Consider the following 26,105-nt stretch of genomic DNA (forward strand, 5'->3'; position numbering starts at 1 on the left):
TCGGGGCCTGACGGTTTTGCTGCACTGTTCGTTGACCCTGGCGCAAAGGCGTGTCGATAATCGAAGCACGCCTGCCACAGCCAGCACCCAACGCGCGCGGGCCGGGTCCATACGGAGCTTTAGCTGATGCGCCATGCTCGTGTGCTAGTCCTCGCCGCCCTCGCCGTGCCGGTCATCGCCGCCGTGGCGTTTGCGCAGTCGGCGGTCACGCCGATCCCCGATCCGCCGCCGGTGCGCATTGCCCCGCTGGAGGTGGACCTGTCCAAGACCACCTGGGGCGATGCCAAGGCCGGCCAGACCAAGGCCGCCGCCTGCGCGGCCTGCCATGGCCCGGACGGCAATCCGGCGGTGGCCATGTACCCGCGCATCGCCGGACAGACCGAGCGCTACGTGGCGCACCAAGTCGCCTTGATCGCCAGCGGCGAGCGCAATACCGGCATGTCGGCGGTGATGGTGCCGTTCGTCAAGGACCTCACCGCGCAGGACATGCGCGACCTGGGCGCCTACTTCGCCACGCAAAAAGCCGCTGCCGGGGTGGCCGACGATGCGGTGGTCAACGAGGGGCCGTACCAGGGCCTGAAGTTCTACCAAGTCGGCGAGAAGCTCTACCGCAGTGGCGATGTCGCGCGCGGCGTGCCGGCCTGCATGGCCTGCCATGGCCCGTCCGGCAGCGGCAATCCGGGCCCGGCGTATCCGCGCCTGGGCGGCCAGCATGCCGAGTACGTGGCGCGGCGCCTGAAGGAATACCAGGCCGGCACCACCCAGGAGCGCAACCCGGCGCTGTTCAATATCATGGCGCAGGTGGCGCACCCGCTGACCGAGCAGGAGATCCAGGCGCTGGCCAGCTATCTGCAGGGTCTGCACGACCGCGCCGACGATGCCGCCGCCGCGCAACTGCCCGCAGCAACGCCCGCACGCTCATGAGCTGACCGCCGCAACCGCCACAGCGTGTCACGACGCCGGTCCCGCGACCGGCGTCGTCGTTTCCCGCCCTCCCCCTTCCCACCCCCACGGAGCCTGCATGAATCTGCTTTCCCGCCTGTCCCTGCTGTTGTTGCTGTTGATGCCGCTGGCGGCCTGTGCCGCCGACAAGAACGCCCCGCCGGTCGAGGGCGACGACTACATCGTCATCGACGGCGGCCAGCCGTACGCGCCGCTGGCCGGCAAGGTGGAAGTGGTCGAGGTGTTCGGCTACACCTGCCCGCACTGCGCGCACTTCGAGCCAACCCTGGAGGCCTGGGTGGCCAAGCAGCCGTCGTATGTGCGCTTCACCCCGGTGCCGGCGGCCTTCGGCGGGTTCTGGGATGCCTTCGCGCGTGCCTACTTCGCCGCCGATGTCCTGGGCGTGGCCAAGCGCAGCCATCGCGCCATGTTCGAGGCGATCCACGAAAAGCAGACCGTGCCGACCCAGAACGTCGCCCCGGAGGAACTGGCCGCCTTCTACGCCGGCTACGGCGTGCCGCAGCAGCGCTTCATCGAGACCTACAAGAGCCAGGCGGTCGACGCCAGGCTCGATGCCGCGCGCGAGTTCGCCAAGCGCAGCAAGCTGCCCGGCACCCCGGCGATCATCGTCAACGGGCGCTATCTGATCGGCGCGCGCAACTACCCGGACATGCTGCGCGTGGCCGACTACCTGATCGCCCGCGAACACGCTGCGCCTGCCAAGCGCTGAACCGCGTAACCGCCACCGACGGCCGCCCGTGGCATCATGCGCCCCGCGGCCGTCCGGCCCTTTCCTCGCCCCACGCTGGAGATCCAATCCGATGAAGACCCGCTTCGCCCTGACGCTGATGGCGCTGCTGCCGATCCTGGTCGCCTGCAAGGCCCAGGACGGCTCGTCCGACACCGCACCTGCCGCCACCACGCCGGCTGCCGAAACGGCACCTGCTCCGGCCGCTGCCACGCCGGCCGCCGATCCCGCCGCACCGCCTGCAGTTGGCGAGAGCGCCAGCACCCCGCCGGCCGCCGCCCCCAGCGCCGCACCGCGCGCGCCGAACGGCCCCGAGCCGGTCGCCGGCACCGACTATCTGGATATCGAAGGCGGCCAGCCGTACCAGCAGGCCGCCGGCAAGATCGAAGTGGCCGAGGTCTTCGGCTATGTCTGCCCCGCCTGCAACGCGTTCCAGCCGCTGATCGGGCCGTGGAAGGCCGGCTTGCCGTCGGACGTGCACTTTGTCTACGTGCCGGCGATGTTCGGCGGCCCGTGGGACGACTACGGCCGTGCGTTCTACGCCGCCGAAACCCTGGGCGTGCAGGAAAAGACCCACGAAGCGCTGTACAAGGCCATCCACACCGAGCAGACCCTCAAGGGCGAGCGCGGCAAGGATTCGGTGCAGGACATCGCCGCGTTCTACGCCAAGTACGGCGTGGACCAGAAGACCTTCATCGACACCATGAGCAGCTTCGGCGTGTCGGCCAAGACCAACCGCGCCAAGCAGTTCGCCACCCGCAGCAAGCTCACCGGCACCCCGTCGCTGATCGTCAACGGCAAGTACCTGGTCAAGGGCCAGAGCTTCCCGGACATGCTGCGCATCGCCGATCACCTGATTGCGCGCGAACGCGCCACGCTGGCCAAGTGACCCTGTCGATCGCCGCCCTGTGAACGCTTCGGATTCGCGCACCCTGCGGGTGCTGACGGCCAATATCCAGGCCGGCTCCAGCACCCGCCGTTACAGCGATTACGTTACCCGCAGCTGGTCGCACGCGTTGCCGCTGGGCAGCAAGCGCACCAGCCTGGACAGCATTGCCAAGCTGGCCGGCGAGCGCGACATCGTCGGCCTGCAGGAGGCCGACCCGGGCAGCCTGCGCTCGGGTTTTACCAACCAGACCCACTATCTGGCCGAGCGCGCCGGCTTCCATTACTGGAGCCACCAGCCCAACCGCCGCATGGGCGGGGTGGCCTCCAGCGCGAATGGTTTGCTCAGCAAGCTGGAACCGCTGGAAGTGCAGGACCACGCCCTGCCCGGCCGGATCGGTGGGCGCGGCATCCTGCTGGCCAAGTTCGGGCAGGGGCGCGAAGGCCTGGCGGTGGCGGTGGCGCATCTGTCGCTGGGCGCCAATTCGCGCATGGCGCAGCTGGCCTTTATCGCCGAATTGTTGTCCGAGCATCCCAACGCGATGTTGATGGGCGATTTCAACTGCATGGCCGACCGGCCGGAAATGCAGGCGCTGTACCGGCACACGCGGTTGCAGCCGCCGAGCTGCGAAGTGCATACGTTTCCGAGCTGGCGTCCGGACCGGGCGATCGACCATATCCTGGTCAGCGACAGCCTCACCATCGAGCATATCGAAGCGATTCCCGCCGCGTTCTCCGACCATCTTGCGGTGGGCATGGATATCCGCGTGCCACTGCAGCTGCTGCGTTAGCCACCACGCAAAGTGGCTACGGGTTCGCACTGGCGGACTCGACCGATGACACCCCCTCGACACCGCCTGTGCGATAACGCAGGCGGTTTTTCGTTGGGAGCACAGCACGTGATACGCGTCATATGAGTGTGTCGGCATGAGTGCGGTTGAGCCGCAGCTGTTGCCGGTGCGCACCCTGCGCCCGGTGTTCGTGCTGGCGGCCACGGTGGTGTGTACGTTTGCGTTGTTGGTGTCGTTGTTTCCGCTCGAAGCGGGCCGCGTGCTGCTGGACGCGCAGACCTGGGCCTCGCGCAATGTCGGCTGGTACTACCTGCTGGCGATGACGGTGTATCTGGTGTTTGTGCTTGGCGTGGCCTTGTCCAGCTACGGCAACATCAAGCTCGGCGCCGATCACGACGAACCGGAATTCAGCTATCTCTCCTGGGCCGGCATGTTGTTCGCCGCGGGCATCAGCATCACGCTGTTCTTCTTTTGCGTCTCCGAACCGCTCACCCATTATCTGCAACCGCCGCAGGGCGGCACCGGCAGCGGCGAAGCTTCCGCGCGGCAGGCGATGCAGCTGCTGTTCCTGCATTGGGGACTGCATGGCTGGGGCGTGTTTGCGCTGGCAGCGATGGCGCTGGCGTATTTCGCATTCCGCCACAACCTGCCGCTGGCCCTGCGCTCGGCGCTATATCCGCTGATCGGCAAGCGCATCAACGGGCCGATCGGCTACACCGTGGATGCGCTGGGCATCGTGGCCACCGTGTTCGGCCTGGGCGCGGACATGGGCTTTGGCGTGCTGCATCTCAACGCCGGCTTGAGCACCTTGATGGATGTGCCGCATACCCATTGGGTGCAGGTCGCGCTGATCGTGGCGATGATGGGCGCGGCGATCGTGGTGGCGGTGTCCGGCGTCGAGAAAGGCGTGCGCTGGATGTCGGACATCAACATGCTGCTGGCGATCGCGCTGCTGCTGTTCATGCTGTTCGCTGGTCCCACGCAGTATCTGCTCAACGCGCTGATCCAGAACCTGGGCGACTACCTGGGCAGTGTGGTCAACAAGAGTTTCGATGTGTACGCCTACGGCGGCCGCAGTGACTGGCTCGGCAACTGGACGGTGTTCTACTGGGCGTGGTGGATCGGCTGGGCGCCGTTCGTGGGCCTGTTCATCGCACGCATTTCGCGCGGCCGCACCATTCGCGAATTCGTGCTCGGCGTGTTGCTGATACCGCTCGGTTTCACCCTGGCGTGGCTGTCGATCTTCGGCAACAGCGCGCTGGACCAGCTGCTGCATCACGGCCAGGGCGCGCTGGCGCAGCAGGCCATCGATGCGCCGCAGACGGTGCTGTATTCGCTGTTGCAGGGCTACCCGTGGAGCCGCACGGTGATTACGGTGACGGTGGCGATCAGCTTCGTGTTCTTCGTCACCTCCGCCGATTCCGGCACGGTGGTGTTGTCCACGCTGTCCTCGCACGGCGGCGAGCCGCACGACGATGGCCCGCGCTGGCTGCGCGTGTTCTGGGGCGTGCTCACCGCGGTGGTGACCGGCGGCCTGTTGCTGGCCGGCAGCATGGACGCATTGAAATCGGCCGTGGTGCTGGCCTCGCTGCCGTTCTCTGCGGTGTTGTTGCTGATGGCCTGGGGCTTGTCGCGCGCGCTCAGCGAAGAATCGCAACGCAAACGTGCGCAGCTCTACAGCCCCAGCCCGCTGATCGGGCAATCGCGGCATCACCGCGGCTGGCGTCAGCGCCTGGGCCAGGCGATGCATTTCCCGGCACGCGATGAGGTCTATCGCTTCATGCACGACCAGGTGCGCCCGGCGATTGAAGCGGTCACCGCGCAGCTGCAGGAAGAAGGCTGGCAGGTCAGCAGCCGGCTGGACGACGACGACATGGAAATCAGCGTCGACCACGGCGAGCAGCAGAGTTTCCGCTACCAGGTGGTGATGCGCGGCTACCTGACGCCGTCTTTCGCCGCGCAACGCCTGCGCAACCAACGCTATTACCGCGCCGAAGTGTATCTGTACGAAGGCAGCCAGGATTACGACCTGGTCGGCTACAGCCGCGAGCAGATCATCAACGACATCATCGATCAATACGAGCGTCACCTGCAGTTCCTGCATCTCACTCGCTGAGGTGCCGCCGCTGCCGCGTGCGCCCCACAGGAGGTTTTTCATGCCACGTTTTCCCGACCAGTTGCTGTATATCGGCGGCCGTTACGTTCCCGCCCGCGGCGGCCACACCTTCGAGGTGGTCAACCCCGCCACCGGCGAGGTGCTGGCCAATGTGCACAACGCCGGTGCCGACGACCTGGATGCCGCGGTCGACAGCGCCACGGCCGGCCAGCAGCAATGGGCGGCACTGACCGCGGTGGAACGCGCGCGCATCCTGCTGCGTGCGGTGGCGCTGCTGCGCGAGCGCAACGATGCGCTGGCCGAGCTGGAAACGCTCAACACCGGCAAGCCGCTGAGCGAAACCCGCAGCGTGGACATCGTCACCGGCGCAGACGTGCTGGAGTACTACGCCGGGGTGGCGCAGGCGCTGCAGGGCGCACAGGTGCCGCTGCGCGAAGGCAGCTTCTTCTACACGCGGCACGAGCCGCTCGGCGTGGTCGGCGCGATCGGCGCGTGGAATTACCCGATCCAGATCGCGCTGTGGAAGGCCGCGCCCGCGTTGGCAGCCGGCAACGCAATGATCTTCAAGCCCAGCGAAGTGACACCACTGACCGCACTCAAGCTGGCCGAACTCTTCACCGAGGCCGGCCTGCCCGATGGCGTGTTCAACGTGCTGCCCGGCGACGGCGCCAGCGTGGGCACCGCGCTCACCGAACACCCGCAGATCGAAAAGATCAGCTTCACTGGCGGCACCGCGACCGGGCGCAAGGTGATGGCCAGTGCCTCGAGTTCGTCGCTGAAGGACGTGACCATGGAACTGGGCGGCAAGTCGCCCCTGATCGTCTGCGCCGACGCCGACCTGGATCTGGCCGCCGACATCGCGATGATGGCCAACTTCTACAGCTCCGGGCAGGTCTGCACCAACGGCACCCGCGTGTTCGTGCCGCGCGCGCTGCGCAACGCCTTCGAGGCGCGGCTGCTGGCACGCGTGCAACGCATCCACATCGGCGACCCGCTGGACGCGCGCACCACCTTCGGCCCGCTAGTCAGCGCCGCGCACATGCAGCGCGTGCTGGACTACATCGAACAGGGCAAGGCCGAGGGAGCGCGCCTGCTGTGCGGGGGCGAACGTCTGCGCGATGGCGCGCTGGCACAAGGTTGCTATGTCGCACCGACCATCTTCAGCGACTGCACCGACGTGATGACCATCGTGCGCGAAGAGATCTTCGGACCGGTGCTGAGCCTGCTCACCTACGACGACGAAGACGAAGCGATCGCGCGCGCCAATGCCACCACCTACGGTCTGGCCGCAGGTGTGGTGACGCCCGACCTGGCGCGCGCGCATCGCCTGATCCATCGCCTGCAGGCGGGCATCTGCTGGATCAACACCTGGGGCGAGTCGCCGGCAGCGATGCCGGTGGGCGGCTACAAGCAATCCGGCGTGGGTCGCGAAAACGGCCTGGCCACGCTGCAGGCCTATACCCGCACCAAATCCATCCAGGTCGAACTGGAACGCTACGCGTCGGTGTTTTGACCGGCCGCCGCCACCTGGCAGCCGTCGCCGGCGATACCGGCGAGCTGCGCGAGCTGAAGCCTGTAGACCACGCCGCCATTTCGAACAAGAACAGCCGCCCACCGCGCAATCGTCTTGAAAGCCGCTTCACACCGGCACCGCAACAAGGAGAACCCCATGCAACGCGAATACGACTACATCATCATCGGCGCCGGCTCGGCAGGTAACGTGCTGGCCGCGCGCCTGACCGAAGATCCGGGCGTCAGCGTGTTGCTGCTGGAAGCCGGCGGGCCGGATTACCGGCTGGATTTCCGCACCCAGATGCCGGCGGCGCTGGCGTTCCCGTTACAGGGCCGTCGCTACAACTGGGCCTACGAGACCGAGCCGGAGCCGCATATGGACAACCGACGCATGGAATGCGGGCGCGGCAAGGGATTGGGCGGCTCGTCGTTGATCAACGGCATGTGCTACATCCGCGGCAATGCACTGGATTTCGACCATTGGGCCAAGCGGCCGGGCCTGGAAGACTGGAGCTACCGCGACGTGTTGCCGTACTTCCGCAAGGCCGAGACACGCGACATCGGCGCCAACGATTATCACGGCGGCGAAGGCCCGGTCAGCGTGGCCACGCCGAAGAACGACAACAACGTGCTGTTCCATGCCATGGTCGACGCCGGCGTGCAGGCCGGTTACCCGCGCACCGACGATCTCAATGGCTATCAGCAGGAAGGCTTCGGGCCGATGGACCGCACGGTGACGCCGCGGGGGCGTCGCGCAAGCACCGCGCGCGGCTATCTGGACATGGCACGTCCGCGCGATGGCCTGCACATCGTCACCCACGCCACCACCGACCGCATCCTGTTTGCCGGCAAGCGCGCGATCGGCGTGCATTACCTGGTCGGCAACAGCAGCGAGGGCATCGACGCGCATGCACGCCGCGAAGTGCTGGTGTGTGCTGGCGCAATTGCCTCGCCACAGCTGCTGCAACGCTCCGGTGTCGGCGCGCCGGATCTGCTGCGCGCACTCGACGTGCAGCTGGTGCACGACCTGCCCGGCGTCGGCCAGAACCTGCAGGACCACCTGGAGGTCTACATCCAGTACGCCTGCACCAAGCCGGTGTCGTTGTATCCGGCGCTGCAATGGTGGAATCAACCCGCCATCGGCGCGCAGTGGTTGTTCGCCGGCACCGGCACCGGGGCCAGCAACCAGTTCGAGGCCGGCGGCTTCATCCGCACGCGCGAAGAATTCGACTGGCCCAATATTCAGTATCACTTCCTGCCGGTGGCAATCAATTACAACGGCAGCAATGCGGTGAAGGAACATGGGTTTCAGGCGCATGTGGGTTCGATGCGCACCCCCAGCCGCGGGCGCGTGCATGCCAAGTCGCGCGACCCGCGCCAGCATCCGTCGATCCTGTTCAACTACCAGTCCACCGATCAGGACTGGCAGGAATTTCGCGATGCGATCCGCATCACCCGCGAGATCATCGCCCAGCCCGCACTGGATGCCTATCGTGGCCGCGAAATCAGCCCGAGCGCAGACTGCAAGACCGATGCCGAGCTGGATGCCTTCGTGCGCGCACGCGCAGAGACGGCGTATCACCCGTCCTGCTCCTGCGCGATGGGCACCGATGACATGGCGGTGGTCGACGGACAGGGCCGCGTACACGGCATGGAGGGCCTGCGGGTGATCGATGCCTCGATCATGCCGCGCATCATCACCGGCAACCTCAACGCCACCACCATCATGATCGCCGAGAAGATCGCCGACCGCATGCGTGGCCGCACGCCACTGCCGCGCAGCACCGCCGACTACTACGTGGCCGGCGATGCGCCTGTGCGCGGGTGATGCTAGAAAACGCAGTGCGCTACCCTGGGTCGAGTGCGCGGTGCCCTCACCGCTAGCAGGATACGCCGCAAGTACGTCCTTGTAGGCTCGGCGGCGGCATCCATGCCGCCACACGGTCCCGCAACCGGTGAGCACACCGCACCAGAAAATTTGCATGTTGCTTGCTAGAAGACCGTGTTCTGATCTCGTTGCGTTGCGAAGCTGATCGGATGTGCCATTACCGAACAACGCACGTCATGCAGTGCTTGCAGCCATGCACACCGACCAACTCGACTGGTCCTTGCCCGCTCACCGTCGCGGGACCTTACGCGGCATGGATGCCGCGTAAGAGCCTACAGGGACGTACTTGCGGCGTGTCCCGCGAGGGTGGGCGGGAAAGGGCCCTGCAGCGAGGTCACAGATCAACCGCTCTGCAATTGATCTATCCGCACTCTCCAATCACTTCAAGACAACCGAGATTTTCGGGTAGTAGCGTCCTGAGATGCAGTCCAACGCTAGCTAGTCGAGTGCGCGGCGCCCTCACCGCTCGCGGGACACGCCGCAAGTACGTCCTTGTAGGCTCGGTGGCGGCATCCATGCCGCCACACGGTCCCGCAATCGGCGAGGACACCGCACTAGAGAGTGGATCGGTGGTCGTGTGAAAAGCTGCTTGTTACTCGGGTTGAATCGGGAAGCTGATCGGATGCGCCATTACCGAGCAACGCACGTCATGCACTGCTTGCAACCATGCACACCAACCATCTTCGATGGTCCTTGCCCGTTCACCGTCGCGGGACCTTACGCGGCATGGATGCCGCGCAAGAGCCTACAGGGACGTACTTGCGGCGTGTCCCGCGAGGGTGGGCGGGCAAGGGCCCTGCAGCCAAGCCGCAGATCAGCCGCTCTCCGCTTTACGCCCGACCCGACCTGATGGACTAAAACTTCAAGTCGACCCGCGCATACCAGAAGCGTCCACCGGGGATGTCGTAGGTAGAGGCGTCGTAGCCATTGAGTGAGCACGACAGGCAGAGCGGCGGGTCCTTGTCGAAGACGTTGTTCAAGCCGGCCGTGAGCTGCAGCCCCTTGAGCCAGTCGACGCGATAGCCCAGCTGTGCATCGTGGTAGGTGATCGCATCCAGGCGATTGGTGCCTACTGCAGGATCGGAACACACCGCAAATTCCACTGCATCGCCGCATTGCTCGGTGAGTTTGGAGATGTGGCGCGCCGTCCACGACGCGGTCCAGTTGCCCAGCGACCAGTCCAGTACCGCGTTGCTGGTCCATTCGGGGATCGCGCTGTCCACCACTTCGATACCTGGCCCCTGCGGCTGGCGCTGCCCTGCTGCACCGAGTGCCTCGTAGCGGCCCACGAAGGTGTTCTGCCAGGACACCTTGAAACGGCCAAGCGCCGTCTCTGGCAAGGTCCAGAACAGGTCCACATCCCAACCGTCGGTCTTGATCGAACCCAGATTGGTCAACCGGTTGTTGAACGCATTGATGCCGCCGGTGGAGGCGCGCCCGATGCCATTGCAATACAGTGCGTCCAGGGTATCCACGCACAGATCCAGCTGGGTTTGCGCATTGATCGCCTGGATCGCGCCATCGACATGATGGCGATAGAACGTCATCTCCAGGTCGAGGCGGTCGGACCAGCTGGCATTGCTGGCAAAGCCAGGACTGAACACAAAGCCGGCACTGAAGCTGCGCGAACGTTCCGGATCCAGTTGCTCGTTGCCGCCGGTGGTGACCGAGATCTGCTGGTTGGCCTGTTGATAGCCGGCCGGCACACCGAGCGATGCGCAGTTCGCGGCGCTGCCGCGCGGCGCGGTGCCGCCCAGCCCGATCGAACACGGATCGGACAACTGCAGATCGGCGCGCGCGGCCGAACCGAACAGCTCGCCGATGGTCGGCGCACGGAAGCCCTCTGCATAACTGGTGCGCAGCACCAGCTCATCGGTGACCTGCCAACGCAAGCCGTACTTTGGCGTGAACTCACCACCGAAAGTGGAGTAATCCGAATAACGACCGGCGATATTCAGGTCGAGTTTGTCGCCCAACGACGAATTGGCGAAGATCGGGATATTGAGTTCGAGATAGGCCTCGTTGACGTCGTAGCTGCCTGACGTCGGCAACGACGGCACACCGTTGTAGCGCCCCGCCACGGTGAGCGGATCGGGTTGGTAGGACCCTTCGTATTTGCGGTATTCGTAGCCGGTGGCGAACGACACCGCACCACCGGGCAGCTGGAACAGCTCGCTGCTCAGATTGGCGGTGAACAGGCTCAACTCGTTCTGGCTGCGGTCGCGCACCACCGGCTGGATCCAGCGCAACATCTCCGGCGTGATGCTGCCGGCGCCGCTGAAGATATCCAGTGGCACGCAGCCGGCCACCGCCGCGCACGCGGCCGGATCGCCCAGGCCAAGGTTGATGTTGTAGAGGTTGTAGCTGCCGTAGTTGGTCTGTTCGGCCTTGTTCTTGCTGTACATGCCGTTGATGTCCCAGAACCAGGTGCGCGCCGCACCTTCGAAGGTGCCCACCAGACCGGTGCCGAAGTATTGCGTGTCGACCTGCTGCTCGAAACGGCGCGCCCCGCCTTCCACCGGGCGGCGGCCGATCTGGATCAGGTTGGTAGCCGAGTTCAGCTCGAAGCCGAACGGATTGAACGGATTGAGCGCGGAAATCACGATGTTGTCGGCCAGCGGATTGCCGGTGCCGGCATCGGGGCCGAGAAAGATCGGCTCGGGCGCCGCCTGGTTGGTCGACTCGCGCCGGTTGCCCAGCGCCTTGACGTACCACTGCACGTCGTCGTTGAAGTAATAGCGGAATTGCGCGAACACGCCCTTGCGCTCGGACGGTGTCAGCAACAGGTTCTGTTCTGCAAAGTTGTAGCGGTCTGCGGTGCCGAAGCAGTGGTAGTCGTCGCTGCGCGTACAGCCGGCGCTGCCATCGTATTGCGGCGTGCCGACGCCGGCGTTGGGCGTGAGGTTCTGGCGCACGCCGGTGTTGGGGTCGACGAACTGGAAGCGACCATCGGGCGTTGCCGAGCTGGCAAAGGTCAGCCCGGTGCCCGGGATCGGGAAGCGGGCCTGCGCGCGGTCGCGTGCGTAGATCGGATCCTGCTTGACGTAGCTGGCGCCCAGAAACAGGCTGAAATCCTCGCCACTGGTGCCCCAGGCCAGGTCCATGCCCTGGTTGGCGCCGTCGCCCTTGCCGTACTGCCCGTAGTTGAGCGTGACCTGCGCACCGTCGAAGCTGCGCCGGGTGATGATGTTGACCACGCCGGCAATCGCATCCGAGCCGTACAGCGACGAGGCGCCGTCTTCGAGTACCTCGATCCGCTCCACGATGGCCAGCGGAATGGTGTTGAGATCGGTCGACGAGCCCACGCCGGAGGCCGAAGACTCGTTGACCCAGCGGATGCCATCGACCAGCACCAGCACGCGCTTGGAGCCGAGATGGCGCAGATCCACCTGCGCCGAGCCGGCGCCCACACCGCCGCCATCGGGCGGGAAGCCGAAGTTGCCGGACGAATTGAATTTGGCGTTGAGCGCCGAACCCGACGCGGTGAGTTCCTGCAGCACCTCGCCGATCGAGGTCAGGCCGGTGCGTTCGATGTCGGCGCGGTTGAGCGTCTGGATCGGCACCTGGCCCTGCAATTCTGCGGTCTTGATGCGGGTGCCGGTGACCTGCACGCTGTCGAGCGTGCGCGTACTCGGGGCGGCCTCGGGCTGTTGCGCCCAGGCGAGTGTGGGAACCAGACACAACGACAACTGCACGGCCAGGCATGACCGCGGGGAGCCAATCAGACGCTTCATCCTTTCTCTCTCCAGAAGGACTGCTAAGTGTCCGCACGCCCCCGTGCCCTGCGGTCCGCCCCAACTTTTAAACGAAACCTTAACGCCCCGCAAGCCAACCATGCAGGCAGTGAGAGACGCTTCCCATTGCGCGCCGGGCCGCAGACCAAGACCGCGCGCCAACGGGACGCATCTGCGCCTCGCGGCGCAGGTCGCTGCCGACAGCGCTGACGGGCGTCGATCCTGCACGTATTCACTCAGGCGCGCGGGCGCGCTTCGGTATCATCGCGCAATGACTTATGCCCCCCGTCTTGCCACTGTTTTCGTCGGCCTGCTGTGCCTTGGCAGCACCACGCTGCATGCCCAAAGCCTCGACCCGCAACTGACCGCCATGCGCGATGCCATCGCCGCTGCAGAGCGCGGCCAGTCCGATGCCGGTCAGCTCGGTGCCCTGAGCCGTCACCCGCTCTATGGCTGGCTGGAATTTGCCACGCTCAAGCGCAACATCGACAACGTCTCCAACACGCAGGCGCAGGGATTTTTGCAGCGTTATGCAGGCCAGCCGGTGGCCGAAAGCTTCCGCAGCACCTGGTTGCCGGCGGTGGCGCGGCGCCAGGACTGGACCACGTTGCTGGCCAACTGGAAACCCACCGACAACGTCGGCCTGCGCTGTGCGCAGCTGACCGCGCGACAGGCAACCGGCAAGCTGGATGCGCAGTGGAGTCGCGATGCGTTGACGTTATGGCGTACCGGCAAGGGCCTGCCCGATGCCTGCGATCCGGTGGTCGCCGGGCTGGAGTCGCGCGGCGAGCTCATTCCGGCGCTGCGCTGGGAGCGCGTGGAGGCGGCCGCCGATGCACAACTGCCCGCGGTGATGCGCACGGCCGCACGCGGTCTGCCGGCAGCCGATCTGGCCCTGGCCAACGACTACGCCGCGTTTCTGGACAAGGTGCATCCGCGTGCATCGAGCTGGCCCAGAACCGAGCGCAGCCGGCGCATCGCGGTCGATGGCCTGGCCAAGCTAGCCAAGAGCGACCCGGATGCGGCCGAGCAGCAGTTGCCGCAGCTGGCCAGCGCGCTCGGTTTCAGCGAGGCGCAGCGCGGCCAGGTGCTGTACCAGATCGCGCTGTGGACGGTGGCGTCGTACCTGCCGGATTCGGCGCGTCGCCTCAATGCAGTGCCCGATGCCTCGTACGACGAGCGCCTGCACGAATGGCGTGCGCGCGAGGCGATGGCGCGCGGCGACTGGCCGGCCGCCTTGGCGGCGATCCGCAAGATGCCCGCCACCCAGCGCAGCGATTCGCGCTGGCAGTATTTCGAGGCGCGCCTGGCCGAGAAGACCGGCGCGGCCGCGGCTGCGCAGCCGCTGTATCGCGCAGCCGCGCAATCGCCGACCTTCCACGGCTTCCTGGCCGCCGATCGTCTGCAGCAGCCATATCGCCTGTGTCCGTGGGAGCCCAAGGACACCCCGCAGGCCAAGGCCGCCGTCGCGCGCGATCCGGCGTTGCTCCGCGCCATCGCCTTGTTCCAGATCGACCGCCCCGGTTGGGCCGTGGCCGAGTGGAACGATGCCGCGAGCCGCTTCGACGACACCCAGCGCCGGCTGGCGGTGCAGGTGGCCAGCGAGAATGGCTGGTTCGATCGCGCAGTGTTCGCGCTCGGCAAGCAGCCGGACGAACAACGCCTGTATGCATTGCGCTTTCCGCTGCATCACGACGACAGCATTCGCCGTGAAGCGGCCAAGAACGCGATCGACCCGGCCTGGGTGGCAGCGGAGATCCGTGCCGAAAGCATCTTCAATCCACGCGCGCGCTCGCCTGCCAACGCGATGGGCCTGATGCAGGTATTGCCGGGCACCGGCGCGGCCGTGGCCAAGGGCATCGCCCTGCCCGGTTATGCGGGCGCCACCAGCCTGTACGAGCCGGACACCAACATCGCCATCGGCACCGCCTATCTGCGCCAGTTGCTCAATACCTACGGCCTGCCCTACCTCACCATCGCCGCCTACAACGCCGGCCCGGGGCCGACCGGGCGCTGGCAATCGCAACGGCCTAACTTCGAGCCGGACTTCTGGATCGAGACCATCAGCTACAAGGAAACCCGTGAGTACGTCGCGCGTGTGCTGGCTTTCAGCGTGATCTACGACTGGCGGCTCAACGGCGACATGCTGCCGCTGAGCGATCGCCTGATGGGCAAGCTGGTGGACAAGCGCCTGAAACCGGTGTGCACGCCAGGCCAGGCGACCAATAACGCGGCGCAGGACTGAGCTCCCAGTCAGCCGCCGAACATGGCGGCCGGATGAGGTGATCGTGCTTGCGCGGTTGCGCGTGGTTGTCTTGGCCTGGGGCGCAAGCTAGGCGATGCCGCTCTGGTACTTGCCTTTCGTTCGCTCCTAGGCTTGAAGCTCTGTGGCTCTGTGGCTGTGAGGCTGTGAGGCTGTGAGGCCAACCAAGCCTTTCCCTTCCTTGCGTTGTTTCGGTGGATCGAAGGCTCGGGTCGTCGAGGGCGCGGTGCCCTCACCGCTTGCGGGACACGCCGTGAATCCGTCCGTGGAGGCTCGGTGGCGGCATCCGTGCCGCCACACGGTCCCGCAACCGGCAAGGACACCGCACCAGAAAGTTGGTCGGTAGTCACGTGAAAGTAGCTTGTTACACGACGTGCATTGGACGTTGGCCGTTGGGCCGGGCAAGTACATCACTATCCGAAATGCACATCACGCGCTGCTCTTACCCGTGCGCAGCAGACGTCCCGACTGGTTGCCGCTCGAAGTGCATCGCGCATTGAGCCGGCGCATCGGCATCAAGCAACGCGCATCAAGCATTGCGCTTAGCTGTGCACACCGACCATCTCGACTGGTCCTTGCCCGCCCATCGTCGCGGGACCTTACGCGGCATGGATGCCGCGTAAGAGCCTACAGGGACGTACTTGCGGCGTGTCCCGCGAGGGTGGGCGGGCAAGGGCCCTGCAGCAAAACCACACATCACCCCGCTCTACAGCTGATCTATCCGCAAAGCCGTACTGCCTTGCGGCATGTCCCGCGATGGTGGACGGGCAAGGACCCTGCAGCAAAGCCACACCGCACCGGCTCTACGGCTGATCTATCCGCAAAGCCGTAGGTCGTCCGCTGTGCCTTACGGCATGTCCGCGATGATGGGCGGGCAGAGGCCCTGCAGCCAAGCCTTGGATCAGTCGCCCTACGACGCACGCACCGCATCGGGCATCATGTCGCGATGAAGATCTATCTTGTTGGCGGCGCAGTCCGCGATGCCCTGCTTGGCCAGCCCGCTGGCGACCGCGACTGGGTGGTGGTCGGTGCCGATCAGGCGCAGATGGAACGCCTGGGCTTCAAACCGGTGGGGAAGGACTTCCCGGTGTTCCTGCATCCGCGCAGCGGTGAGGAGTATGCGTTGGCGCGTACCGAACGCAAGTCCGGGCGCGGCTATCGCGGCTTCGTGGTGGATGCCGATCCTTCGGTGACGCTGGAAGAGGATCTGCTGCGCCGCGACTTCACCATCAATGCGATCGCACGTGACGAGGACACTGGCGAGCTGTTCGATCCTTATGGCGGCGCGCGCGATCTGCAGGCGCGCGTGCTGCGGCACGTGGGGCCGGCCTTTGTCGAAGATCCCGTGCGCGTATTGCGCGCTGCCCGCTTCATGGCACGCCTGGCACCGCTTGGTTTCACAGTCGCGCCAGAGACCGCAGCACTGATGCGCGAGATGGCCGCCAGCGGCGAGCTGGACAGCCTGGTGCCCGAACGTGTGTGGCAGGAATTGCGCCGCGTGCTGGAGAGTGCACAGCCGTCGGCATTCCTGCGCACGCTGCACGACACCGATGCGCTGCGCGTCATCCTGCCCGAGATCAATGCGCTGTATGGCGTGCCGCAACGTGCCGAGTTTCATCCGGAGGTGGATACCGGCATTCACCAGGAAATGGTCAGCGACATGGCCGCGCGACTTGCGCCCGGCGACGCGCTGGTGGGCTTTGCCGCATTGACCCACGACCTGGGCAAGGCGCTCACGCCGGCGGAAGAATGGCCGCGCCACATCATGCACGAACAGCGCGGCGTTGCCCCGCTGCAGACATTGTGCGAGCGGCTCAAGGTGCCACAGGATTATCGCCAGCTCGCCATCACCGCCTGCCGCGAACACTTGAACGTGCATCGCCTGGCCGAACTGCGCGACCGCACCGTGCACGAGCTGCTGGTGCGCTGCGACGCGTTTCGCCGCCCCGAGCGCATCGCGCAACTCGCGCTGGTCTGCGAAGCCGACAAGCGTGGCCGGCTGGGCAGCGAAGACGCCGCATATCCGCAGGGCGAACAGTTCAAGCACCTGCACGCCGCTGCGCTGGCCATCAATGCGCGCGACCTAGCCGCACAAGGCCTGCAAGGCCCGCAGATCGGCGAGGCATTGGCGAAGGCGCGGATTGCGGCGATTGCGGCCGCAAGAAAGGCCGGCACATAGCCGATGCATCGCGCATACCGTTGTCGCAACACGACAGGGATGTAGCCGTGCCAAGCAAAGCGTTGCCGCTCAGATCCTGACTAGCGAAAGATCCCCGGGTCGAAATTGCAACCGCGAGCCGCCGCCATTGCAACAAGGCGGCTGCCCGAGAGCAGCCGCCCGGCCGACGTCACAGCTTGAAATTCAGGCTCAGCATGAAGGAGCGGCCGTTCTTGTAGATGTAGTACGGCTGGTTCTTGTTGCCGATATAGCTGAAGTAGGTTTCGTCCAGCAGATTGGTGGCTTCCAGCGCCACGCGCAGGCGCTCGGTGGCCTGGTAGCCGAACGAGGCATCGACCTGGGTGAATGCATCGGTCATCTGCTGGCCGTTGAGGCGGCCGATCTGGGTGAAGTATTCCGAGCGCCAGCCCAGATTCACCCGCGCGCTCCATTTGCCCTGCTCGTAGTACGGGCTGATGTTGTAGGCGTTGCGCGAGTTGTACGGCAGGCTGTAATCGCCGTCGGTCTTGGAATCGGAATAGGTGTAGTTGGCCACCACGCCGAACCCGTTGCCAAAGTTGTGCTGCAGGTTGAGCGCAACGCCGCGCACCGTGGCATCGCCGGCGTTGGTCGGCACGGAGGTCTGATAGGTGCTCGAGCCGCCGGTGGCGTTGTTGAAGAACACCCGGTCTTCCACGGTGGTCAGGATGTAGTTGGAGATATCGCGCGAGAAGAACTCGCCGCTGAGCAGACTGCTGTCGGAGAAGTACCACTCCAGCGATGTGCCCAGGTTGGTGGACTCGTACGGACTCAATCCAGGATTGCCCGTGGACGCGGTGAGCGTGGTGTCGTCGGTGGCCACGTACGGGGTCATGTTGGTGTAGCGCGGCCGTGCGATCACCTTGGACGCAGCAAAGCGCAGCATCAGATCGTCGCGCAGGTCGTAGGCGATGTTGAAGGACGGCAACCACTTGCCGTAGCTGTTGAGGAAGTTGACCGGCGTATAGCCGCCACCGGGCGCATAGCTGAAACCATCGGTGGAATCGCGGGTGTGCACGTAACGCACGCCAACGTTGCCGCGATAGCGCTCGCCGGAAAAGTTGCCCTGCAGGAACCAGGCGCGGTTCTGTTCTTCGATGCTGTAGTTGCCGGCGTAGCTGATCGGCAAGCCGTCATCGCCTTCAAGGCCACCGATGTACTGGCTGATGGCGCCGCTGTTGATGGTCGACCAGCGCTGCATGTCGGCGCTGGTCGACAAGCCGTCCAGATAGCCCGACGGCGTGGTGCCCGGCGAGAACGCGGCCAGCGTGCTGCCGTCGTTCGGGGTCCAGGTGCGGCTGTAGGAGGACTGCCCGGTGGCGTGATTGGTCAGCTTGATGCCGGTCAGGATCTGGGTGAACGGCCCCCACTCCACCGCATGGTCGAAGTCCAGCTGCAGGTAGCGTTCCTTGTCGTATTGCGGGCTGTGGCTGGCCGAGGCGTTGTTGAGTTGCATCGCCGCCGCGTTGGTGGGGTCGGTGCTGTAGTCCATCGCGGTACGACGCCCGTCGATGTTGTAGCTGTAACCGGCGAGGTTGCGGAACTGGATGCCGTAGATGCGCTCGGCACCGCCCTGTGAACTGGTGTAGCCCACCTGGCTGGACGCATTCCAACCATCGCCATGCCAGTCGGTGCGTAGATGGATGCTGCCGGTGCTGACCTCGCTGTTGCGCAGGTAGCCGTCCAGGTAGGTGTTGGACTGGTCGCCGAACGTACCCGAGGTCGCCACGCCGTTCTCGAAGCCCAGCGCCTGCGCATCGCCGGGGGTGGAACCCCAGTAGCCGTAGCGGCTCTGGTTGTAGTTGTCGAAACTCTCCTTGACGTACAAACCGGTCAGGTTGAGCTCGAAATCGGCATCCGGCTTCCACTGCAACGCCGCGCTGACGCCGTCGCGCTTGCGCGTCTGCTGGAACAACGCGGTGTTGATCGAGGTTGGAAACACGCCGGTGTTGTTGCCGACCACAGACGCCGGGAACCCTGCGCCTTGCACATTGTCGTAGCCGAAGATCTCCACGCCATCGCGGCGCAACACGCGCTGCGAATGCATCACCGAGGTGAGCACACCGAGCGTTTCATCCTGGTTTTTCCAGCTGTACAGCGCCGAGGCATTCGGCTTGCCCTCCTCGGAACGATCGTTGTAGCCGTAGCTCAGCGTGCCGGTCAGCGTGTTGCGCTCAAGGTCCAGCGGCTTGCGCGTGTGCACGATCACGGTGCCACCGATGGAGCCCTCGTCGATGCGTGCCTCCGGTGTCTTGTAGACCTCCATCAGGCCGACCACTTCCGGCGCCAGCGTGCTGTAGTTGAACGAGCGGCTATCCGGGTCGTTGGGATCGCCGCCCCAACTGGTGGAGGCAATGGTCTGGCCGTTGAGCAGCACGCGATTGAGTGCCGGGTCGGTACCGAGGATGCTGACCTTCTCGCCTTCGCCGAACTGGCGATCCACGGTGATGCCGGACAGGCGCGACAGCGACTCGGCGACGTTGGTGTCTGGGAATTTGCCGATGTCTTCGGCGCTGATCGCATCGACGATCGCATCGGCATTGCGCTTGACGTTGAGTGCCTTGCCGAGGCTGGCCTGATAGCCGACGACCTTGACCTCGTCCAGCGTGGATACCGAGGGATTGGTTTGCGCGGGCGCCTGTTCCTGCGGGGCTGCAGCCTGCTCCTGCGCACCTGCGGGCAACGCGGCAAGACCTGCCAGGGTAGCGCCACCGATCAACAGGCCGCGGACTGCAGTGCTCAATGGGGTACGACGCAGCGGGTGCGCATGACAGAACAGGTGACGGGACAACTCGAACACACGGGAAGACGGCATTGCGTAGACCTCTTGACGGATGTCAGGTGGCAACCATGTGGTTGCACGACAACGCGCGATGCGCGTGACATGCCCGCACTCCGTCCCCTGTGCCGGATGCGAGCAGCGTCCCGCACTGCCGTAGCGGCGTGCGGGTCAGCGCCAGTCCGACCAGCGGCCGGACGACAACGCTTTCAAGAATTCAGAAGTGGCTCCTGCTCGCTGACAACGTTATCAGCGAAGGTGCCTTTCGCAGCCGGGGCTGTCAACTCGCTGCCACAAAAGCCCAGTTTCATGCCTGAAACCGCACCGACGACGCAGATATTGGAATGACAGCGTGATCGTGTTCGCACTCATATGCATCGACGATGCAGACCACTGCGCGTAGCGGCCTGATGCCACAAGGCTGCGCAGCCGGATGTTGCGATGCAGAGTGTGTTGCAGGCTTTGTTGTGGTGGATGGTGTACGCAGTGCATTGCCAAACTACCGCGATCGCATTGCTGACCTGCGGCAAGCGCATGCGGCTGCAGTCATCGTCGAGCGTCTACTGCAACGGAAAGCGCGTCGGTTGCACTACGTGTCGCGTGACGCCGAAAGCGCCCGGGTTCTGCTTGGCTGCTCCAGCGTTCAACACTGATGCCTTTCCGGAGCTTGGCGAAAGCACGCCCTGCACTCGCGCACGCACGCACGCTCATGCTGCAGCGTACCGACGATGGCGGTTCACCGAAGACACGACTGCAAACAAGGTTTCAAGCGCATCGCGCCGCACGAACGGGTTCGTGCGGCGGCGCGCGGACTTACTCGCGCTGACCGGCCACCCAGGTGGCAAGTACCTGCACGTCGGCATCCACCAGCACCAGGTCGGCCTGATAGCCGGGTGCAATGCGGCCCAGGCGCTGGCCCAGGCCGATGCATTGCGCCGGATAGGTGGACGCCATGCGCGCGGCTTCGGCCAGGTCCACGCCCAGCCACTGCACGCTGTTGCGCACGGCCGTGGCCATGTCCAGCGCCGAGCCGGCCAGTGCGCCGTCGGCATTGCGTACCACGCCGTCCACGGCGGTGATGGTTTCGCCGTACAGGTCGAAACTGGGGCTGTCGGCACCGACCATCGGCATGGCGTCGGTGACCAGCAACAGCTTGCCGCGCGGTTTGGCGGCCAGCGCCACGCGCAGGCTGGCCGGGTGCACGTGCACGCCATCGACGATGATGCCGCACCACACATCGGGGTCTTCCAACGCGGCGCCGACCGCGCTGGGCTCGCGCCCGGTCAGCTGCGACATCGCGTTGTACAGATGGGTGAAACCACTGACGCCGGCGGCAATGCCGTCGCGCGCCTGCTCGTAGCTGGCCGCAGTGTGGCCGGCAAACACGGTCGCGCCGCCGGCGACAAAGGCGCGGATGTCGTCCAGCGGCACGCGCTCGGGTGCGAGCGTGATCAGGGTGACGCCGTTGTCCAACGAGGTATCGACGGCAATCTCGTGCGCGTCGGGCAGGCGGAACTTGTGCGCGTCGTGCGTGCCCTTGCGGGCCGGGCTCAGGTACGGGCCTTCCAGATGAATGCCGAGCACGCCGGGCACGCCTTGCGCGATGGCCTGGCGCGTGGCGGCGATCGCCTCGGCCATCACCTCGGCGGTGTCGCTGATCAATGTCGGCAGCATGCCGGTGGTGCCGTAGCGGCGATGCGCCGCCGCGATCGTGGCCAGCGCCTGCGGGTCGCGCGCATTGTTGAACAACACGCCACCACCGCCGTTGACCTGGATGTCGATGAAGCCGGGCAGCAAGGTGGCGCCGCCCAGATCCACGCGCGTATGCGCCTGCGCAACGCGCGCATCGTCGGCCGCCACCACCGCCTGGATCTGCGTGCCGGCCAGCAGGACCACCAGCCCATCCTGCAAGCCATCGTCGGTGAGCACGCGTGCATTGCACAACGCTTGAATCGGGGAAGCATCCATGTTCAAACGGTTTCCGTGACCTTGTTCAAGTGCGGCGGCAGATCGGGATTGTTGCCACGTTGCAGGGCCAGCGCGTTGATCGCGCGGTAGAAGCTCTGCACGGTCAGCAGCGGCGCGCTGGCCGGGTGCGCCGCATCCACGAGCGGCAGGTCGCCGTCGGGGGCGGCCAGCCACACCTGCGCGCCACGCGCGCGGAATTCGGCCGCGAGCGCACGCGTGCCGGCGCCGGTTTCGTCGGGCTGGGCGAACACCAGCACCGGGAAGCCCGGCCCCACCAGCGCCATCGGGCCGTGTTTGACCTCGGCCGAGCTGTACGCCTCGGCATGCAGGCCGCAGGTTTCCTTGAACTTCAGCGCCGCTTCCTGCGCCGCGCCCAGGCCCAGGCCGCGACCGAGCACGAACAGGTTGTGTGCCGGCACCAGGCCGGCAGTGAGCGCGGACCAGTCGGCCTGCCAGGCGGCGCGCAACTGCTGCGGCAGTGCCTCTACCGCCGCGAGCAGGGCCGGGTCGTTCTTCCACACCGCGCCCAGGTGCAGCAGCGCAGCCAGCGAGGCGAGATAACTCTTGGTGGCGGCAACGCTTTTTTCCGGGCCTGCGCCCAGCGGAATCACCACCTCGGCCAGCTGCGCCAGCGGTGAATCCTCGACGTTGACCAGCGCGACCACGCGCGCGCCGGCCGCCTTGGCGGCCTCGGCATTGCGCAGCAGGTCCGGGCTCTTGCCCGATTGCGAAATCACGATGTACAGCGCACCGCGCAACTGCAGCGGCGATGCGTAGACCGAGCCCACCGACGGCGATGCAGAGGCGGTCACGATGCCCAGTTGTGTTTCGAACAGATACTTGGCGTAGGTCGCTGCGTGATCGGAACTGCCGCGTGCGCAGGTCACCACGAACGGCGGCGGCGTATCGCGCAGCGACTGCGCGAGGGCGGCGACGGTGTCGGCATTGCGGGCGAACTGTGCGGCGACCACGTCAGCGGTCTGCGCCGCCTCGCGGAACATCAAGGTCTCGGTTTCGGTGGGAAGGCTCATCGTGCTCAGGCGGATTCGGGAGGAAGGGATTTGGCGGACGGCGTCTGCGCCGGTGCAGTGGAACCGCGCACCACCAGCTGCGGCACGAAGCCGCGGTTCTGCAATTGCGCGGGCTGGTCGTCGTAGGCATCGCTGCGCAGCTGGCTGATCAACAGGCGTGCGGCATGCCGCGCGATGTCGTCGGTGGCCTGCTTGGCGGTGGTCAGCGCCGGCCAGGACTGGCGCGAGAACGGGCTGTCCTCGAAACCGGCGATCGACAATTGATACGGCACGTTCATGCCGGTGGACTTGGCTGCGGCCAGCACGCCCGCGGCGATTTCATCGTTGCTGCCGAAGATGGCGGTGGGCGGCTCGCGCAACGACAGCAGCCGGCGCGCGCCACGGAAGCCGTCGTCGAAGGTGTAATCGCCGGGAATCACCAGGTGCTTGTCCAGGGTGATGCCGTAGTCCTTCAACGCCGCCTCGTAACCGGCGTAGCGCTCGCCGCTGGAGCGGTGCTGCGGGCCACCCCACAGGAACCCGATGCGCTGATGGCCCAACTGGACCAGATGCTCGGTGATCTCGTAGGCGGCAGCGCGGTCGTCGATATAGACGCAGGGGCCGTCGCCCGGATCGTCGGTGGCGGCGATGATGCGCACGCTCTTGATGCCGCGCGCAGCCAGGCCGGCCATCAACTCGGGGCGCTCGGACATCGGTGCGGTCAGCACCACGCCGGCCAGCCGCGAGCGCTGCACCCATTCGGCCAGTTCTTCGGCCAGCAATGGCGAGGTGGAATCGCACGGATGGATCTGCAGGCCGAAGCCGGTTTCGCGGCAGGCCGCCAGCACGCCGTTCTGGATGCCGATGATGTGATACGGGTTGGGATTGTCGTAGACCAGGCCGATCACGAACGGCGTGCCGCTGCGCAGGTTGCGCGCGGACGGATCGGGTTCGTAGTCGAGATCGGCGATGGCGCGCAGCACGCGCGCGCGCGTGGCCTGCATCACCGACGGTTCGTTGTTGATCACGCGCGACACGGTCTTCAACGAGACCTTGGCGCGCTCGGCGACATCTTTGATGGTGGGCCTGCGCATGGGTATGCCTTGTTCGTCGGAACGCATCATGCTGCCTGGTTCACTTGGCCTGGGCCGGCAGGCCCACACGGTAACCGCGCAGCGAATAGAACAGGATGTACAGATAGCACGGCACCATCAGCGCAGCGAACACGACCTGGAAGTCGTAGTGCTGTTTGAGAATGGCGAACAGCTGCGGAATGATCGCGCCGCCGGCAATGCCCATGACCAGCAAGGCCGAACCGATCTCGGTGAAGCGGCCGAGCCCGCGGATGGCCAGCGGAAAGATCGCCGGCCACATCATCGCGTTGGCAAAACCGAGCGCGGCCACGAAGCCCACCGACACATAGCCGTGGGTCAGCAGCGCGCCCAGCGAAAACAGCACGCCCAGCACCGCCGACACGCTCAGGTAGCGCGCCTGCGAGATCACACCCGGAATCAACGCCAGGCCGACGATGTAGCCAACCAGCATCGCGCCTAGCGTGTAGGAGGTGAAGATCTTGGTGCTGTCCAGCGGCAGATTGAAGCCGTGGCCGTAGGTGCCGATCGCATCGCCGGCCATTACTTCCACGCCCACGTAGACGAACAGGCACAACACGCCCAGCCACAGGTGCGGGAACTGGAAGATGCTGGACTTCTGCACGCCAACCGCGCTGCCGGGCGTGGCATTGGCCTCGGAGGCCCGCAGCTCCGGCAGCGGCGAGAACAGCACGCCGATCGCCAGCAACAGCAGCACCCCGGACATCACCAGATACGGTGCGTGGATCTTGGCGGCGAAGGCCGTGAGCAACTGCTGCTTGGTCGCCGCATCGGCGCTGGCCACCTGCGCGGACAGATCGCCGATGCCGTGCAACACCAGCGAGCCAATCAGGATCGGCGCCAGGATGCCGGCGATCTTGTTGCAGATGCCCATCAGCGCGATCCGCCGCGCCGCGCTCTCGATCGGCCCGAGGATGCTGATGTACGGGTTGATCGCGGTCTGCAGCAGCGCCAGGCCGCTGCCGATCACGAACAGGCCGCCCAAGGCGCCCGGATACCAGCGCTGGGTGGCGAACTGGCCGAAGCCGGCCGCGCCCACCGCCATCACCACCAGGCTCAGCGCCAGCCCCTTCTTCATACCGGTGCGCTTGAGGATCCACGACGCCGGCAGCGCCAGGAAGAAATACGACAGGTAGAACACCATCAGCACTAGGAAGGCGTTGACCTCGTTGAGGTCGAACGCCAGCCGCACGAAGGTGATCAGCGGCCCGTTGATCCAGGTGAAGAAGCCGATGATGAAGAACAGCACGCCGACGATGGCGATCGAGACAACGGGATTTGCGGGCCTGGCGGTAGTCATGGATCGGCTGGCTCTTGAGTTGTCGGTTGGGGGGCGCCGCGCTGGATCAGCGACGCAGTTCGGCGACGAAATCGTAGAAATCGTTGTGGCAATAGGTGTCGGTCAATTCGATCGCGCTGCCGTCGCGCGCATAGCCCACGCGCACCACATGCAGAATCGCCTCGCCGGTCTTCATGCGCAGGTGTTCGGCCAGCCGCGCGGGCAGATTGATCGCGCGGAAGTACTGCAGCGCGCGCACCACCGGGGTGCCCTGCGCATCCAGGTAGCTGTAGAGCGAATCGCCGATCTGCTGCGGGTCGGCGACGATGCGCTGCGGCAACACTGCATGCTCGTAGGCCATGACCCGGTCGTCGGCGCTGCGCAGGCGGGTCAGCGAGGCCACCGCCGCGTCCGGCGACAGGCCCAGCCGCAGGATCTCTTCGCCATGCGCCGGGCGCAGCCGCCGCTCCAGCCAGCGCGTGCCGGGCTCGTAGCCCTTGATGCGCAGCGTCTCGCTGAAACTGGTCAGGCCGCTGAGCTGGTGCTGGATCTGCGTGGTGACGAAGGTGCCGGCGCCCTGCCGGCGCGAGACCAAACCCTGTTCGACCAGCACGTCCACGGCCTGGCGCAGCGTCACCCGCGAGATCTGCAGCCGCTCGCACAGCTGGCGCTCGGCCGGCAGCGCCTCGCCGGCCTTCCACTGCGCGCCGCGGATCTGCTCGTCCAGCTTGCTCGCCAGTTGCAGATACAGCGGCGTCGGCGCGGAGGCGTCCAGCGTCAGCGCGTCCATCCGGGGGTCGGTGTCCGTCCTGGCTTCGGTTTTCGGTTTGGCCATTGCCTGTCCTCCGGACCGACTTGGATTCGTTAGGTCCAATATAGTA

General features: G+C 65.8%; 16 protein-coding genes. 9 read left to right on the plus strand and 7 right to left on the minus strand.

The genetic code is table 11. The annotated features are described in order from the left end of the window. Positions 1-126 precede the first annotated feature (126 nt). The 7 genes from DYQ94_RS07940 (at position 127) to betA (ending at position 8,822) form a co-directional block, all read left to right on the plus strand. Positions 127-924 (plus strand): c-type cytochrome, encoded by a 798-nt coding sequence (locus tag DYQ94_RS07940; RefSeq protein WP_024939455.1) that lies wholly within the window; start codon positions 127-129, stop codon positions 922-924. Positions 925-1,021: 97 nt separating this feature from the next. After that, on the plus strand, positions 1,022-1,672 hold the full coding sequence (locus DYQ94_RS07945; RefSeq protein WP_160955284.1) for a thiol:disulfide interchange protein DsbA/DsbL: 651 nt from the start codon (positions 1,022-1,024) through the stop codon (positions 1,670-1,672). A 91-nt stretch (positions 1,673-1,763) separates the two neighbouring features. Further along, the gene (locus DYQ94_RS07950) at positions 1,764-2,579 is read left to right on the plus strand and encodes a thiol:disulfide interchange protein DsbA/DsbL (protein WP_016902612.1); all 816 of its coding nucleotides are present in this window, start codon (positions 1,764-1,766) and stop codon (positions 2,577-2,579) included. Positions 2,580-2,628: 49 nt separating this feature from the next. Beyond that, positions 2,629-3,366, plus strand: a complete 738-nt coding sequence (locus DYQ94_RS07955; protein ID WP_024940789.1) for an endonuclease/exonuclease/phosphatase family protein — start codon at positions 2,629-2,631, stop codon at positions 3,364-3,366. Between the two features lie 136 nt (positions 3,367-3,502). Next, positions 3,503-5,482, plus strand: coding sequence for a choline BCCT transporter BetT (gene betT, locus DYQ94_RS07960; protein ID WP_104590627.1), 1,980 nt, complete (start codon positions 3,503-3,505; stop codon positions 5,480-5,482). 40 nt (positions 5,483-5,522) lie between these two features. Further along, positions 5,523-6,995, plus strand: coding sequence for a betaine-aldehyde dehydrogenase (gene betB, locus DYQ94_RS07965; protein ID WP_104553707.1), 1,473 nt, complete (start codon positions 5,523-5,525; stop codon positions 6,993-6,995). Positions 6,996-7,151: 156 nt separating this feature from the next. After that, complete coding sequence (gene betA, locus DYQ94_RS07970) at positions 7,152-8,822, plus strand: choline dehydrogenase (RefSeq protein ID WP_126965079.1); 1,671 nt, start codon at positions 7,152-7,154, stop codon at positions 8,820-8,822. 914 nt (positions 8,823-9,736) lie between these two features. Here the strand turns inward: betA and DYQ94_RS07975 are convergent. Next, positions 9,737-12,616, minus strand: a complete 2,880-nt coding sequence (locus tag DYQ94_RS07975) for a TonB-dependent receptor (RefSeq protein WP_154831455.1) — start codon at positions 12,614-12,616, stop codon at positions 9,737-9,739. Between the two features lie 271 nt (positions 12,617-12,887). Between DYQ94_RS07975 and DYQ94_RS07980 the strand changes: the two genes are divergently transcribed. Both DYQ94_RS07980 and DYQ94_RS07985 read left to right on the plus strand, forming a co-directional pair. Next, on the plus strand, positions 12,888-14,861 hold the full coding sequence (locus DYQ94_RS07980; protein WP_167708423.1) for a transglycosylase SLT domain-containing protein: 1,974 nt from the start codon (positions 12,888-12,890) through the stop codon (positions 14,859-14,861). Positions 14,862-15,825: 964 nt separating this feature from the next. Next, complete coding sequence (locus DYQ94_RS07985) at positions 15,826-17,058, plus strand: multifunctional CCA addition/repair protein (RefSeq protein ID WP_160955190.1); 1,233 nt, start codon at positions 15,826-15,828, stop codon at positions 17,056-17,058. A gap of 169 nt (positions 17,059-17,227) precedes the next feature. Here the strand turns inward: DYQ94_RS07985 and DYQ94_RS07990 are convergent, their stop codons facing one another. The 6 genes from DYQ94_RS07990 to DYQ94_RS08015 form a co-directional block, all read right to left on the minus strand. Then, a complete protein-coding gene (locus tag DYQ94_RS07990; protein WP_184428956.1) occupies positions 17,228-19,891 on the minus strand; it encodes a TonB-dependent receptor in 2,664 nt (887 codons plus the stop codon). A gap of 777 nt (positions 19,892-20,668) precedes the next feature. Next, positions 20,669-21,823, minus strand: a complete 1,155-nt coding sequence (nagA, locus tag DYQ94_RS07995) for an N-acetylglucosamine-6-phosphate deacetylase (RefSeq protein WP_126965133.1) — start codon at positions 21,821-21,823, stop codon at positions 20,669-20,671. A 2-nt stretch (positions 21,824-21,825) separates the two neighbouring features. Next, positions 21,826-22,854, minus strand: a complete 1,029-nt coding sequence (locus DYQ94_RS08000; RefSeq protein WP_016900885.1) for an SIS domain-containing protein — start codon at positions 22,852-22,854, stop codon at positions 21,826-21,828. Positions 22,855-22,859: 5 nt separating this feature from the next. Further along, the gene (locus DYQ94_RS08005) at positions 22,860-23,927 is read right to left on the minus strand and encodes a LacI family DNA-binding transcriptional regulator (protein ID WP_024940298.1); all 1,068 of its coding nucleotides are present in this window, start codon (positions 23,925-23,927) and stop codon (positions 22,860-22,862) included. Between the two features lie 40 nt (positions 23,928-23,967). Next, on the minus strand, positions 23,968-25,245 hold the full coding sequence (locus DYQ94_RS08010) for a sugar MFS transporter (RefSeq protein WP_024940299.1): 1,278 nt from the start codon (positions 25,243-25,245) through the stop codon (positions 23,968-23,970). Between the two features lie 46 nt (positions 25,246-25,291). After that, the gene (locus DYQ94_RS08015) at positions 25,292-26,014 is read right to left on the minus strand and encodes a GntR family transcriptional regulator (protein ID WP_016900882.1); all 723 of its coding nucleotides are present in this window, start codon (positions 26,012-26,014) and stop codon (positions 25,292-25,294) included. Positions 26,015-26,105: the final 91 nt, after the last annotated feature.

Origin of the sequence: Xanthomonas sp. LMG 8993 (genome assembly GCF_009835065.2) — a bacterium.
Taxonomy (GTDB): Bacteria; Pseudomonadota; Gammaproteobacteria; order Xanthomonadales; family Xanthomonadaceae; genus Xanthomonas; species Xanthomonas arboricola.

Coding starts and splice junctions, on each gene's coding strand:
- DYQ94_RS07980 (WP_167708423.1), top strand. CDS start 12,888: ATGACTTATGCCCCCCGTCTTGCCACTGTTTTCGTCGGCCTGCTGTGC.
- DYQ94_RS07985 (WP_160955190.1), top strand. CDS start 15,826: ATGAAGATCTATCTTGTTGGCGGCGCAGTCCGCGATGCCCTGCTTGGC.
- DYQ94_RS07990 (WP_184428956.1), bottom strand. CDS start 19,891: ATGCCGTCTTCCCGTGTGTTCGAGTTGTCCCGTCACCTGTTCTGTCAT.
- DYQ94_RS08015 (WP_016900882.1), bottom strand. CDS start 26,014: ATGGACGCGCTGACGCTGGACGCCTCCGCGCCGACGCCGCTGTATCTG.
- betB (WP_104553707.1), top strand. CDS start 5,523: ATGCCACGTTTTCCCGACCAGTTGCTGTATATCGGCGGCCGTTACGTT.
- DYQ94_RS07950 (WP_016902612.1), top strand. CDS start 1,764: ATGAAGACCCGCTTCGCCCTGACGCTGATGGCGCTGCTGCCGATCCTG.
- nagA (WP_126965133.1), bottom strand. CDS start 21,823: ATGGATGCTTCCCCGATTCAAGCGTTGTGCAATGCACGCGTGCTCACC.
- betT (WP_104590627.1), top strand. CDS start 3,503: ATGAGTGCGGTTGAGCCGCAGCTGTTGCCGGTGCGCACCCTGCGCCCG.
- DYQ94_RS07945 (WP_160955284.1), top strand. CDS start 1,022: ATGAATCTGCTTTCCCGCCTGTCCCTGCTGTTGTTGCTGTTGATGCCG.
- DYQ94_RS08005 (WP_024940298.1), bottom strand. CDS start 23,927: ATGCGCAGGCCCACCATCAAAGATGTCGCCGAGCGCGCCAAGGTCTCG.
- DYQ94_RS07940 (WP_024939455.1), top strand. CDS start 127: ATGCGCCATGCTCGTGTGCTAGTCCTCGCCGCCCTCGCCGTGCCGGTC.
- DYQ94_RS08010 (WP_024940299.1), bottom strand. CDS start 25,245: ATGACTACCGCCAGGCCCGCAAATCCCGTTGTCTCGATCGCCATCGTC.
- DYQ94_RS07975 (WP_154831455.1), bottom strand. CDS start 12,616: ATGAAGCGTCTGATTGGCTCCCCGCGGTCATGCCTGGCCGTGCAGTTG.
- DYQ94_RS08000 (WP_016900885.1), bottom strand. CDS start 22,854: ATGAGCCTTCCCACCGAAACCGAGACCTTGATGTTCCGCGAGGCGGCG.
- betA (WP_126965079.1), top strand. CDS start 7,152: ATGCAACGCGAATACGACTACATCATCATCGGCGCCGGCTCGGCAGGT.